The organism is Erythrobacter aureus (assembly GCF_003355455.1).
In the GTDB taxonomy this organism is placed as follows: Bacteria; Pseudomonadota; Alphaproteobacteria; order Sphingomonadales; family Sphingomonadaceae; genus Qipengyuania; species Qipengyuania aurea.
On record NZ_CP031357.1, the window covers coordinates 1,662,738 to 1,676,123 of the forward strand.

The window sequence follows — 13,386 nt, forward strand, 5'->3', positions numbered from 1 at the left end:
CTAGTAATTTCACTAGAGACCGGTTTACCATAAGGTTTCAAACTACTGACATATGCCGTCCGGATAGGAGAACCGGGTGACAGCTTTGCGGCGCATCGACAGAATAATCGGCTTCGAATCCGACAATGCGATTGCTGTGGAATTCGGTCGCGAACGCATCAGGTCGGTGCGCAAGATCATACATCTTTACTACCTTGCGATCCTCGCTCCATTCGTGGGAGTTGCCTGGGTCAAATGGGATCATCCGGCAACCAGGCTGGTTGGCATGATCTTGCTAATCGCAGTCGCCTTGCGTTTTCGGCACTGGATGGTGCCGCAGCCATCCGGAAAATCCGAAGATGTAAATCCCATAGCCGCGCGGATCACAGGGGGGATGGTGATCCTCCTTTCCTGCGCGCAGACATATTTTTATCTATCGGTCGCTTTCGCCATCGCTGCTGCATCCCCACAGGGTGTAGGGTGGTTGCAGGTCTTGGGCTTAGGGCTGCTCACGGCCCTCGCTCAGGGCGCTGCCCTCACAGGGATAATTTTCGCATCGAGAGTGATCTTCTTCTGTTTCGTGCTGCCGCTGGTATTGGCTATCCTCTATCTTTTTGCGGCCGAAAACCTGGTTGCCTCCTCGGCGGTGGTCGTGCTCACCGCGGTCAGTTTCTACCTCGCGGAGACCAGCCACAAGATGCAGCTGCGCCTGTTCAAGGCTCAGTACGATGCGGATCAGGCGCTTTTGCGGATGGAAAAGGTCAATCTCGAACTGACCGACGCGCGCAGGAATGTTCAGCACCGGGCGGAGTATGACGATCTTACTGGGGTGAGAAACCGGTTTGCCTTCATCCGGGATGTGGAAGAGATTCTGGCAGACGGGCGCTGCGGGCTACTGGCTCTGGTCGATCTCGACCGGTTCAAGCCGATCAACGATCTATATGGCCATCACGCCGGTGACCAGGTGCTCCGCTATGTTGCCCGGCGATTGCAGCGTGTCGTGCCGCCCCACGCCATTGTGGGGCGCCTGGGTGGAGACGAATTCGGATTGTTCGTCAGCGCTCCCGATTGTGTAAACGAGCTGTCGAGCCTGGTGGCGATGTGCGATCGGGCGCTCGATCATCTGCGCAGACCCATCCGGCTTTCGAACACTGTGGTCAGGGTGGGAGCAAGTGCCGGCGCTCGCCTGGTCGCATCGGACACGACCGATGTCGGTCAGGCGCTTCGCGAGGCTGACGTGGCCCTGTATGTCGCCAAACGCGAAGGGGACGAGACAACCAAGCTTTTCGATCAGAAGATCAGCGACGAAACCTTGCGTACCCACGCGATCGAGGCTGAGCTGATAAAGCTGGACTCGGACGAGTACCTGTCGCTCGCTTACCAGCCGATAGTGAACCTCCGGACGGGCGATCTGGCGTCGTTCGAAGCGCTTGCCAGATGGTACCACCCCACGCTGGGTGAAGTTTCGCCGGTACAGTTCATTCCGATAGCCGAGAGGCTTGGCCGGATACGGGAGATAACGCTCACCTTGCTGGACAAAGCGTTGGAATTCGCTGCGGATTGGCAACCACCATGCCGGTTATCCTTCAACCTGAGTGCCGCGCATATCTGCGGCGAGGACGCGGCCGACGAAATCGTGGCGCTCATCTCCCGCAAGCAATTTCCCTCCAACCGCTTGCAATTCGAGATTACCGAAACCGCCATGTTGGTGAATTTCGAGGTTGCGCGAAGAAACGTTGAAATCCTGCGCCGTGCGGGATGCAGGATCGCCCTCGATGATTTCGGTGCCGGTTTCGCCTCGCTGGTCTATCTGCGCGAAATCAAATTCGACAAAGTAAAGATAGATGGTTCGCTGATCCGGGAAGCGCGGCATCCCAAGGGGCGCGACATGCTGCGCGGTGTGATCAAGATGATCGAGGCGATGAAGCTGGAAAGCGTTGCCGAATACATTGCTACGGCGGAAGACCATGAGGCGGCGCTGGCTTTGGGTGCGGGATTCGGCCAGGGTTTCTACCTCGGCCGCCCTCTATCCCGGGGCGGAGTGCTCGATTTGCTGCGCAAGCACCGATCACGCCCACCAGCCAATATTGACAGTCTCCCGGGCCACCATGCAAGTGTGCGGGGTGCGCTCAAAACCGATGCCATGGGCAAAATGCGATTGCTCCCTGTCCTGGCAAACCGATAGTAAGGACACAGTCCACGCTAAGCATCGGTGTTCGGGCTTCAGTTTGCAGCCAGTGCCGCCCAGGTCTTTTTGCCGACCACGCCATCGGCGGAAAGGTCTTTCGATTTCTGAAAAGCGATCACCGCCCGTCTGGTAATCGGACCGAAATAACCGTCGGCGAGAATATTCAGGAGGTTCTGCATCGCGCGGACCGAGTCTCCCCGATCTCCTTGACGTAGCAACGGGCGTGCGGGGTGCACACGTGGTTCGCCCGCCGCATGGAAGCGATAGGAAGCTTCGAGCTTCTCGTCATATCTGTTGGCGCGATATGCCGGGCCGTTATAGCCGCGCGCGAATTGCGCCCAGTCACGGCGAATGAGCGCGGCGTCCAGATTGCTCGACTTCACGAAAGCGACGAATGCGCGGAGCTGAGCAGGCTCGCCCGAGACCATGGCGGAAACGAAATCTTCGACATCGTCGAAGCCGCATATGCGATAATTATCACCCATGATCTGGAAGGCCCCCCAACTTGCCGAGCGCAACGCCGCGTCGCGATCGAGGTCGATTGCCTGGGCAAGTCGGTCGTATTCCTTCCTACCTCCCTTATATCCGCCCGGGTCTGGCTGCGAAATGGCCGGATGCGAACGGTCGTACCGGCGTTTCGTCAGGCGCGAGAAATAGTGTCTCTCGAAAAGGATCTTCGGGCGCTTGTCGGCGAGGAAACCGCCGCGACTTTCGACATCGATCACCGCGCGCACGGCCGCGACCCGGCAGCCGATGTCGCGAGCGGCTTTCTCTATGGCTTCTTCATCGAGTGGCGATGCCGGGCCGGCAAACTGCAAGGGCATGGCTTTTCTCCATCCAGCGTGTGTCCGAGACGACCGGCGTGAGGCAAATGCCCACCCGGTTCATCTCGGTGCGACTCGTGATGACGCCCCTTCGGCGTGTAGGAAAGCGGCCCGATCGCCTGGCAGGGCTTGCGACGGCGCGGCTGGATCATCTTGCGAGAACCGGCCGCATTTACTCCAGGCGATTGCGCGATGCTGGGTGAGCTTTCCCGGCTCGAACTTATGCCAAGAACCGATAAAGCACTGCGAGGTTCATCGTCGAGGCGACGATATGAACAGCCCGGATCACATCAATCGACGTCCCAGATAGCGATATCGTCACCGTTACGGTGAATCGATCCGCTCGTTCCGACAGGCTCCGCCTTTCCATCGGTAAAGAAGGCGATCGTCTCTACATCGTCGGCGGAAATGCGGGCAAGGGTTCGAGCCCCCTCGGGTGTCCGTGCAATGACGACGCCCGATCGCGGCACTCCGCCGCGATCGTAATGCACCGTATAGGTTTCGACGGTGGCGGGGCCGCTATAGTGTTCATCGAGAGACGGGATCTCCCTGCGCCCTCGGTCCGCCTCCGCTTGGTAATCGAAATCCTGCGGGAATTGCGCGTCGGTGGGACATCCGGACAGAAGGATCGTATGGTTGTGCGTGGCATAGCCGCCATTGGCGAATAGCAGGCCCCTATCCGCCGTTCCGCGAAGGACCTCGACCATCGCGGCAACGGCGTGGCTCATATAATTGCCGATCGGCCCACCGCCGAAAGTGAGCCCGCCGAAGACGGTGGCCGGCTTGTCGACCGGCCATTCGAGGACGCGGCGGGCCATCTTCGGCACGCAGGGAAAACAGCTATAGAGTTCGACATGCGCGAGATCGCCCACCGTGACGGCGTTCAGTTCCATCGTTTTCTCCAGCGAGACCACCAGGCTGGGCGATGCATCGTAGCGATCGCGTTCGAGAAAATTGCCGCTTTCGTGCGCGGCTGCGCCGTAACCGACATAGACAAGACGATCGCTCACGATTCCCCGTCGTCTGGCTTCGGCAAGCGAGGTCATGATGAAGCCGGCGCCCTGGTTGACCGAGGCATTGGCGACCTGCAGCTTGGTGTAGGGGAAGGCGATCGGTCGGTTGTTCTCGGACGGCGTGACGATGTCTTCGGCCGTGACGGGAGTACGGATCCATGCCCCTTCGTTCGTGGCCGCGACCTCGCTCATTCGCGCCCATATCTGGCCGCTCTCGGCCTGTCCTTCGGCGAGGGATTGGCCATATGCGGCGCGGCCTGCATTTTCGTATAACGGATAAACATCGGTCGGGACGACCAAACCATAGCTTTGTGCATAGCCCTTGCGCACGCGGTGCGTCGCATCGCGCAGGGCATTGGGTTTTTCGCCAGTCGCGTCCTTTTTCATGGCGACAAGCCCGGCTGCGGTGCGGAGAGCTTCGCCGCCGGTAACGGCGCAGATCTTCGCGTCCCCCCGACCGATCCGGTTGGCCGCCTCGTTCAGCAACAGGATCGGGCTGTCGCCATTGGGCATGGCGGTCTGCATGCGGTGGGACGGATCGATCCCGAGGCTGTCTGCCACCTTTTCATCGACGGGGTTGAGTTGCGGCCAGCCGAGCTGTGCGACCACGGCCAGCGAATCGCAATCGGCAAGCAGGCCGTGTCCGGCATTCGCATTCGCATCGGCGCGGCGCAGCGCCTCGGCCATCAGGCCCACAGGATCGAGGCCGTCGCCGGGCTGTTCGGGCCGGTCGTTGATCTGCCCCACGCCGACGATGACGGGAATTCTATCGGGGTCCTGATCTGGCACGTAAGCTCTCCTCTCGCTGCCATGCGTAGCAAGCGGGTTTCAAGCTGCAACCGAAAGTTCAAAGGGAGCTGGCTGGGGTGGCAGGGATCGAACCTGCGAATGTCGGTACCAAAAACCGATGCCTTACCACTTGGCTACACCCCAGCAGGTGCGCGCCCCTATAGCGTGTCCGGCGCGGAAGGGAAGGGGGTGGGCTCGGATTGCATGCGTCGTTCGGCAAGCTCGCCTTCGAATCGCGCAATCGTCCGGCGGTCGAGCTTGTAGAAGAACATCGCAACGCCAGCGGGAATGATGATTGCGGCGGGTACTATCGCGAAGGCGAGGTCGATACCGAACTTCGCCGAATCGGTCTGCACAGCCCCCGCCTCGAACCCGGTCAGCGCGAACAGCATACCCGGCAACGCCGCCCCGACCGCCACACCGGTCTTGATCGCAAAAACCGCGCCCGACACGGCTAGGCCGGTCATCTGGCGGCCCGTCGACCAGTCGAGATATTCGGCAATGTCGGTAAACATCGAATAAGCGAGCATCATCATCATGCCGAGGCCCACCCCAACGAACACTTGCGCGATCGTTTGCGGCCAGATCGCGTCAAGCGGCATCAGATGGAAGATCGCAATCGCAGCGACTTCGACCGATCCGGCGAAGATCAGGAGATGGGCCTTGTCGAACCGGCGCGCCATCGATGCCGCGAAAACGACACCGGCCAACTGGCCCACTGCGAAGGCTGTGTAGAAGAGACCGATCCTGTCGAGAAACAGGAAGATTGGCGTGCCATCGTCGCCCGCCACATAGCGGAACCAGAACAGTGCACTGCTCGCGCGCGAGGCGAGGGCTACCGGGGTCAGCATCGCGGCGACGGCAACGGCTATCCAGGCTGGCGTGCGGACGAGCAATCTCACATCGTCGCGAATGCGCCCATTGGTCCGGGCCGGTGGAATTCTCTCTCTGCTCGAGGCGAATGCGATCAGCAGCGAGAGCGATCCGGCACCGGCGATAATGAACATCGTCAGCATGATTCCGCGCCGCTCGTCTCCCGCGCCCAACTCACGTACCAGCGTTGTCGCGATAACCGCCACCGCCACCACGGCCAAAGCGGAGAAAACCATGCGGTAGGCGGCGAAGGACGAGCGTGTATCGGCGTTGGGAGATACCACCCCCATCAGCGCCGAATAAGGCACATTGGTTGCGGTGAATGCGACCATCGTCAGCGTATAGGTCACATAAGCCCATACGAGCATTCCATTTTTCGACATGTCGGGTGCCGCGAAGATTGCCGCGCCGAACAGGCCGAAGGGAACCGCGCCCCACAGCAGATAGGGGCGATAGCGCCCCCACCGGCTGCGTGTCCGGTCTCCGATCGCGCCCATTACCGGGTCGGTTATGGCATCGAAGAACTTTGTCAGCAGCAGCATGAGGCCCATCGCCGCCGGGCCAACACCGCCCAGCTCCACGAAAAAATAGAGCAGGTAGATGTTGAAGAAGTTGATGTAGAAGGACGATGCGAGATCGCCGATCCCGTACCCGATCTTCTCCAGTCGCCCGGCGGCGGGGATCGGCTTACTCACAACTCGGTTCTCCCATGAAACCTATTGGGAGGTCATGGAAGGCGCGAAGTCAAGTCCGCGGCGGTGCGATCAATATCGCTTGTCTTCGAAATCTGCGGCCGAATGGCGTTCGCGTAGCTGTTCGTCATCCTCGCCCCAGATTTTGTTGACGATGCGTCCGCGCCGCACTGCCGGGCGCTTGGCGATCTGTCTCACCCAGCGTTCCACATGTGTGTATTCCTGGATGGAAAGGAAGGTCTTCGCTTCGCCATAAATTTCGCCGAAAACGAAGGGAGCGATCCATGGATAGGCGGCGATGTCGGCGATCGTGTAATCCTTGCCGCCCAGGAATTCGCTTTCCGCCAGGCGTTTGTCGACGACGTCGAACAGGCGTTTGGTTTCCATCGCATAGCGATTGATCGGATATTCGTATTTCTCCGGAGCATAGGCGTAGAAATGGCCGAAGCCGCCGCCGATGAAGGGCGCGCTGCCGACCTGCCAGAACAGCCAGCTCAGCACTTCCGCGCGGCTGCGGTCGGTGGGCAGGAAAGCGCCGAATTTTTCGGCCAGATGTATCAGGATCGCACCGCTTTCGAACACGCGCAGGGGCTCGCTGCCGCTGCGGTCGAGCAGGGCGGGGATCTTCGAATTGGGATTGAGGCCGACGAAGCCCGAACCGAACTGGTCGCCATCGCCGATATCGATCGTCCAGGCATCGTATTCGGCGCCCGCATGGCCCGCCTCGAGCAATTCCTCGAACATGATCGTTGCCTTCACCCCGTTGGGCGTGGCGAGCGAATAGAGCTGGAAATCGTGCTGACCGACAGGCAGCTCCTTCTCCTCGCGCGCACCGGATGTGGGGCGGTTTATCCTGGCGAAGCGGCCACCGTTTTCGGCGTCGTGGGTCCAGACTTCGGGCGGGGTATAGGTGGGATCGGCCAAACTCGTTCTCCTTTGGGCGGGATGGCTAGTTCACCCTGCCATTCGTCACAAGGTGGGGAACCGTCACTGCGATCCCACGGTTGTTCCCTACGCTATGACGAAGCTCATCTATGTCGACGACGATCTGCCCGGGATCACCCGCAAGGGTGCGGGAAAGGGATGGGCCTATTACGATGCCGAAGGCCGGCTGATTACCGATCCGCAGGAGAAGCAACGGCTCAACGCAATTGCGCTGCCCCCAGCCTATAGCGATGCCTGGTTCTGCCCTGCGCCCAACGGTCATATCCTTGCCACCGGCGTAGATGCCAAGGGCCGCAAGCAATATCGCTATCATCCCGATTTCCGCGCGGCGCGAGAGGGCGAGAAGTTCGACAGCTGCGTCACCTTCGGCAGCCTGCTGCCGCTGGTGCGCAAACGTGTAGAAGACGATCTGCGGGGCCGCAAGCTGACGCGCGAGCGGGCGGTCGCCAGTGTTGTCCGCCTGCTCGATCTCGGCGCGGTGCGGGTCGGGAACGAGGGGTATGCACAGCGCAACCGGAGCTTCGGGGCAACCACCCTGCGGAAGCGCCATGCGGAGCTAACGGGCAGGACACTGCGGCTGCGCTACAAGGGCAAGGGCGGCAAGCTGCGTGAAGTAACCCTGTCGGATGGCAGTTTGACGCGGCTTGTGCGCAAGATGCAGGATCTGCCCGGCCAGAACCTGTTCAAATATGTGGACGAGGACGGAGATGTCCAGGCGGTGGGCTCGTCCGACGTCAACGAATATCTTGCCGAAACCATGGGCGAGCGGTTCACGGCCAAGAATTTCCGCACCTGGCATGGCAGCGTGATGGCGTTTCAGTGCCTGCTCGAAGGCGAAGGGAAACTGCCGATCAAGGCGCTGCTCGATTGCGTCGCGGACAGGCTCGGCAATACTCCCGCGGTCACCCGCAAGAGCTATATCCATCCTGCCGTGATCGATCTGGTCGAACGGCAGGAAGAATGGCGCGCCGATATACGTCTGCCACGAGCGACCAAATGGTTGAGGCCCGAGGAGCGCGGGCTGATCGAGTTGCTTCAGAATAGTCCTGCGGCGGCGGTATTGCTGGCGGCCTAAAACTTCTTGCGGATTTTCGTCTTAAAGAATAATCGAGCGTGATGACAACTCTCGCAGGTCTGAAAATTCGAAACTGGCGTGCGGATCACGATCCCCCCCTATCCGCAGAAGCGTTTGGCAAGCTTTACGGTGCTCCTTCTGCTTGGAAGGGCCAAACGGTTTATAACTGGGAATCGAAGGGAAAGGTCGCGCGCCCAACCGTCCAGAAGCGTCTCGCCGAACTCGGGATTTGCAAGCCGGCGGACTGGCTCGAGCCCGCTCCGAAAAACATCGACCAGAAAGGTCACGCCCCAATGAGCGGTAACGACGCCCATCCCTTTTACGACCTGCACACTCACGGTTTCGTGCGTGTGGCGACGAGCACTCCTAAAGTGCGCACCGCCGATATCGCCTATAACGCCGAAGGAATCCTGGAACAGGCACGGATAGCGGATGCGCGAGCCGTCGACCTGCTGCTCTATCCCGAGCTTTCCCTCTCGTCCTATGCCCTTGATGATCTCCACCTGCAGTCGGCACTGCTCGATGCAGTCGAAACGCAGATCGCGGCGATCTGCGAGGCATCGCGCGACCTGTCACCCGTGCTTGTTTTCGGCGCGCCCTTGCGGCGCAATGGCCGGATCTACAATTGCGCACTGGTCGTGGCACGCGGCGAGTTGCTCGGTGTCGTGCCTAAAAGCTACCTGCCGAACTACCGCGAATATTACGAGAAGCGCTGGTTCGCCCATGGCCGCGAATGCATTGGCTTGACGATCCGCTGCGGCGGGCGGGAGGTACCGTTCGGGACCGACCTGATCTTTTCCGCCAGCGACTTAGCCGGATTTACCTTCGGAATCGAAATCTGCGAAGATTTCTGGTCGCCCAATCCGCCGGGCACGATGGCTGCGCTTGCCGGGGCGACCATCCTGCTCAACCCATCCGCGTCGAACATCACGATCGGCAAGTCCGACGAACGCCATCTCCTCAGCCGCGCAAGCTCGAGCCGTTCGGTCTGCGCCTATGCCTATTCGGCCAGCGGACACGGCGAGAGCACGACCGATCTCGCCTGGGACGGGCAGGGGATGATCTACGAGCTGGGCGATCTGCTTGTCGAAAGCGTCCGGTTCGAGCTGGAGCCTGAATTGTGCATCGCCGATGTGGATACGCAGCGCATCCTGTCCGAGCGCATGCGGATGCAGACCTTCAACGATGCAGCCGAGGCGGCAGGGCGCCCGGAAGATTGGTATCGCCGCATCGAATTCGACCATAGTGCCCCGCGCGCGGATATCGGCCTGGAGCGGCCCGTGCGGCGTTTTCCCTTCGTGCCCAACCGCGCGCACAAACTGGATGAGGACTGTTACGAGGCTTTCAACATCCAGGTCGACGCGCTGATGCGGCGTATCCAGGCGACCAACCCAAAATGCCTGGTGATTGGCATATCGGGCGGGCTCGACAGCACGCATGCCCTGATCGTTGCAGCCAAGGCGATGGACCGGCTCGGTCGCCCGCGCACGGACATCCGGGGGTATACTATGCCCGGCTTCGCGACGTCCGAAGGGACCAAGTCCAATGCCTGGCGGCTGATGGACGCTTTCGGCATCACGGCCGAGGAAATCGACATCAAGCCAACCGCGACCATGATGCTGGAGAACATTGGCCACGCCTTTGCCGAGGGCGAGCCAGTCTATGACGTGACGTTCGAGAATGTGCAGGCGGGGCTAAGGACCGATTACCTTTTCCGTCTTGCCGGCCAGCATGGAGGCTGGGTGATCGGGACGGGCGATCTGAGCGAGCTTGCACTGGGCTGGTGCACCTATGGCGTGGGCGATCATATGAGCCATTACGGCGTCAATGCGGGCGTGCCCAAGACACTGATTCAGTATCTTATCCGCTGGACAACCCAGACCAGCCAGTTCGACAGCGGGGTCGATGCCGTGCTGGCCGGTATCCTCGATACCGAAATCAGCCCCGAACTGGTCCCGGCGGGCGCGGACGGGCAGATTCAGAGCACGCAGTCGATCATCGGCCCTTACGAGCTCAACGACTTCTTTCTCCACCACATTATCCGCTGGGGGCAAAAGCCGAGCCACGTCGCCTTTCTTGCCTGGCATGCCTGGAAAGACGCGAAATCAGGGCTTTGGCCCATCGAATTGCCGGACGATGCGAAGAATGAATACGATCTCGCCACGATTGCCAGGTGGCTGGAAAATTTCCTCAAACGCTTCTTCGGCTTCAGCCAGTTCAAGCGCAGCGCCTTGCCCAACGGGCCGAAGGTTTCCGCCGGAGGTGCGCTGAGCCCGCGCGGCGACTGGCGCGCACCAAGTGATGCAGTGGCCGATACCTGGCTGGCGGAATTGGTGGCTGCCTTGCCCGATCTGGACGATTGACGATGCCGCTGCGGGCGCTGCTGCTCATGACGTTCTGCAATGTGGTCTGGGCGCTCAATGTCGTCGTCAGCAAAATTGCTATCGCCGATCTCGGAACGCCGCCACTGTTCTACGCGCTGCTGCGTTCGGTGATCGTTGCGGCAGTTCTCATACCGTTGCTGCGCCCGTTGCCGGAAAAGCTCTGGCAGGTGCTCCTGATCGGTCTCGCGATCAGTGGCGGTTCGTTCGCACTGCTCTTCATGGGACTAGCGACGGCAAGTCCGTCGGCGGCGGGGGTCGTCAGCCTGACCGGGGCACCGATGACCGTTTTGTTTGCGATCATTTTTCTCGGCGAGCGGATTCGCTGGCGGCGCGGCATGGGGATCGGACTGGCCTTCGGCGGCGTCCTGTTCGCTATGGCCGGAGACAATCAGATGGAGACCGGCACGGGTCTCCTGCTTGTGTTCGCCTCGGCGGTCGTCGGCGCGCTCGGATCGGTCTTCGTGAAGCGGCTCGATATACCCTCGATCCGATTGCAGGCCTGGGCGGCGGTCGCATCCGTCGCGGTGCTGGTGCCGCTGACCGTAGCGATGGAAGTTGGTCAAGTGGCGGCACTTTCGAAAGCCCCGTGGGAACTTGCCGCCTGCCTGTTCTTTGCCGCGATTATCGTCTCGGTCGGCGCGCACACAGCCTACTATCGCCTGCTGCAAGAGCACGACGCGAACCTCGTCGTCCCGCTTACGCTGTTCACGCCGATCCTGACCATTCTTTTCGGGGCCTGGTTGACCGGGGATGCGATCGGCGAACGACTGGTAATCGGCGGCGCTATCGCGCTAGCGGGGGTGGCGATCATCGTCTTGCGGCCAAGCGAAACCTTTACCCGTCGCTTCCTGGTGCGCCCACGCTTCTGATCAGTCGAGTTTGACCGTCCAGCCGTGGATATCCTCGATGGCGCCCTTCTGGATGCCGACGAGTTTCTCGCGAATCTTGTGGGTCATCTGCCCCGTGCCGCCCGTGCCGATCGTGAATTCGCCATCGGGGCCGAGCACGGTTCCGACCGGCGTCACGACCGCGGCGGTGCCACATGCCATCGTTTCGAGCAGACGCCCCTCGGTCGCATCGGCGCGCCACTGGTCGATCGAATAGGGTTCTTCGCGCACTTGGAGGCCTTCTTCGCGCAGCAACTGGATCAGGCTGTCGCGCGTAATTCCGGGCAGAATTGTGCCGGTGAGCGGGGGCGTGATGACCGTGCCGTCCGCGAACACGAAGAACAGGTTCATACCGCCCAGTTCTTCGATCCATTTCTTCTCGACCGCATCCAGGAACACCACCTGATCACAGCCCTGATCGATGCCTTCCGCCTGTGGAACAAGGCTGGCGGCATAATTGCCGCCGGTCTTGGCGGCGCCCGTGCCGCCGGGGGCTGCGCGGGTGTAGTTGCGGCTGACCCAGATCTTCACCGGCTTCGCGCCGCCCTTGAAGTAGGGGCCGACCGGGGAAGCGATGAGAATGTACTTGTATTGCCGCGCGGGCCGCACACCGAGAAAGGCCTCGGAAGCGAACATGAAGGGGCGCAAATAGAGCGAACCGTCGGGATCGGAAGGAACCCAGTCGCGATCCTTCGCGACCAGTTGGCGGATCGATTCGAGGAACAGTTCCTCGGGCAATTCGGGCATCGCCATGCGCCGCGCGCTTTCGTTGAAGCGGCGCGCGTTCTGCTCGGGCCGGAATAGCGCAAGGCTATCGTCGCCCTGCTTATAGGCTTTCATGCCCTCGAAGATTTCCTGCGCATAGTGCAGCACCGCCGCCGCCGGATCGAGGCTGATCGCCTCACGCGGCCCCAGGCTCGCCTTGTGCCAGCCACCTTTGTCCTCGTCATAGTCGATCACGACCATGTGGTCGGTGAATAGCTGGCCGAAGCCGGGATTTTCCAACGCTTGCTGGCGCGTTCCGGAAGGAACCGGGGCTGGGTGGGGAAGGTGCTCGAAATCCATGGATGCGCGGGTAATGGGTGAGGGCGCCAGAGGCAAGGAGGAGTCTTTTGTTCGGTGCGCTATCGACATCAGTCGATAGCTTGCTGTTCCTTCCCGCGCCCCTCCCGGCCACCCATTCAGCATAGTCCCGTGGGTGGCCGGGAGGGGGCGCGGGAAGGAACAGCCGAACAGCCGAACAGCCGAACAGCCGAAGGGCCGGAGCGACGTGCGGCACGCACGCAGCACGAAATCCGGGTGGGGGCGAGGGCCGGTGCCGAAGGGACGGACGGATGTCCGGCCCGCACCCAACAAAATGACCCGCACCCATCCTGCAAAATGAGAAGGGCGACCCTCGCCCGTAGGAGGATCGCCCTTCGCATGGTCAGCGGCGGGAAGTGCCGCTCACGAAGTCTCTATCGGTTCTGCTTACCGATAGTACCTCGCGCGGAAACTTGCCGACCTCTCTGCTGAACCATGAGACATCGGATCACCTCCTTTCGCGCTGTTTAGAGCCAAAGTACCCCGTTTCCGGAGAATTAAGACCGCGTTTTGCCGCTGATCTTGAATGCTAATTTGTTGCCCTCAGCGCGCGAAAACAACCCTTGAAAAAAAGTTTTCCCACGTCAGAATTGGCGTTTGTGGCTCGGAGCAACCTCCGGGCCTTTTTCTTTGTCCGATCCGGTCGGGATCAGG

General features: G+C 60.9%; 9 protein-coding genes and 1 tRNA gene. 4 read left to right on the forward strand and 6 right to left on the reverse strand.

The annotated features are described in order from the left end of the window. Positions 1-76 precede the first annotated feature (76 nt). On the forward strand, positions 77-2,164 hold the full coding sequence (locus DVR09_RS08165; RefSeq protein ID WP_162814900.1) for a putative bifunctional diguanylate cyclase/phosphodiesterase: 2,088 nt from the start codon (positions 77-79) through the stop codon (positions 2,162-2,164). Positions 2,165-2,202: 38 nt separating this feature from the next. Here DVR09_RS08165 and DVR09_RS08170 read toward each other — a convergent pair whose 3' ends face one another. The 5 genes from DVR09_RS08170 to yghU all read right to left on the reverse strand — a co-directional run bounded on the left by DVR09_RS08170 (position 2,203) and on the right by yghU (position 7,282). After that, complete coding sequence (locus DVR09_RS08170; RefSeq protein ID WP_115416497.1) at positions 2,203-2,991, reverse strand: N-acetylmuramidase domain-containing protein; 789 nt, start codon at positions 2,989-2,991, stop codon at positions 2,203-2,205. 290 nt (positions 2,992-3,281) lie between these two features. Beyond that, positions 3,282-4,793 carry an acetyl-CoA acetyltransferase gene (locus tag DVR09_RS08175; protein ID WP_115416498.1) on the reverse strand — a complete coding sequence of 504 codons (1,512 nt, stop codon included), beginning with the start codon at positions 4,791-4,793 and terminating at the stop codon, positions 3,282-3,284. Positions 4,794-4,862: 69 nt separating this feature from the next. Continuing rightward, a tRNA-Gln gene (locus DVR09_RS08180) sits at positions 4,863-4,937 on the reverse strand. Positions 4,938-4,951: 14 nt separating this feature from the next. Beyond that, complete coding sequence (locus DVR09_RS08185; protein ID WP_115416499.1) at positions 4,952-6,361, reverse strand: MFS transporter; 1,410 nt, start codon at positions 6,359-6,361, stop codon at positions 4,952-4,954. A gap of 69 nt (positions 6,362-6,430) precedes the next feature. Beyond that, positions 6,431-7,282 (reverse strand): glutathione-dependent disulfide-bond oxidoreductase, encoded by an 852-nt coding sequence (gene yghU / locus DVR09_RS08190; RefSeq protein WP_115416500.1) that lies wholly within the window; start codon positions 7,280-7,282, stop codon positions 6,431-6,433. Positions 7,283-7,376: 94 nt separating this feature from the next. Between yghU and DVR09_RS08195 the strand changes: the two genes are divergently transcribed. The 3 genes from DVR09_RS08195 (at position 7,377) to DVR09_RS08205 (ending at position 11,631) form a co-directional block, all read left to right on the forward strand. After that, complete coding sequence (locus DVR09_RS08195; protein WP_115416501.1) at positions 7,377-8,378, forward strand: DNA topoisomerase IB; 1,002 nt, start codon at positions 7,377-7,379, stop codon at positions 8,376-8,378. A 293-nt stretch (positions 8,379-8,671) separates the two neighbouring features. Continuing rightward, a complete protein-coding gene (locus tag DVR09_RS08200; RefSeq protein WP_115417860.1) occupies positions 8,672-10,741 on the forward strand; it encodes an NAD(+) synthase in 2,070 nt (689 codons plus the stop codon). Between the two features lie 2 nt (positions 10,742-10,743). After that, entirely contained in the window at positions 10,744-11,631 is an 888-nt protein-coding gene (locus DVR09_RS08205; RefSeq protein ID WP_115416502.1) for a DMT family transporter, read from the forward strand. Here the strand turns inward: DVR09_RS08205 and DVR09_RS08210 are convergent, their stop codons facing one another. Further along, a complete protein-coding gene (locus DVR09_RS08210) occupies positions 11,632-12,714 on the reverse strand; it encodes a branched-chain amino acid aminotransferase (RefSeq protein WP_115416503.1) in 1,083 nt (360 codons plus the stop codon). Between the last annotated feature and the right edge of the window lie 672 nt (positions 12,715-13,386).

Bases quoted from the DNA above. Each gene is read 5' to 3' on its own strand.
- DVR09_RS08170 (WP_115416497.1), bottom strand. From the start codon at position 2,991: ATGCCCTTGCAGTTTGCCGGCCCGGCATCGCCACTCGATGAAGAAGCC.
- DVR09_RS08195 (WP_115416501.1), top strand. From the start codon at position 7,377: ATGACGAAGCTCATCTATGTCGACGACGATCTGCCCGGGATCACCCGC.
- DVR09_RS08200 (WP_115417860.1), top strand. From the start codon at position 8,672: ATGAGCGGTAACGACGCCCATCCCTTTTACGACCTGCACACTCACGGT.
- DVR09_RS08205 (WP_115416502.1), top strand. From the start codon at position 10,744: ATGCCGCTGCGGGCGCTGCTGCTCATGACGTTCTGCAATGTGGTCTGG.
- DVR09_RS08210 (WP_115416503.1), bottom strand. From the start codon at position 12,714: ATGGATTTCGAGCACCTTCCCCACCCAGCCCCGGTTCCTTCCGGAACG.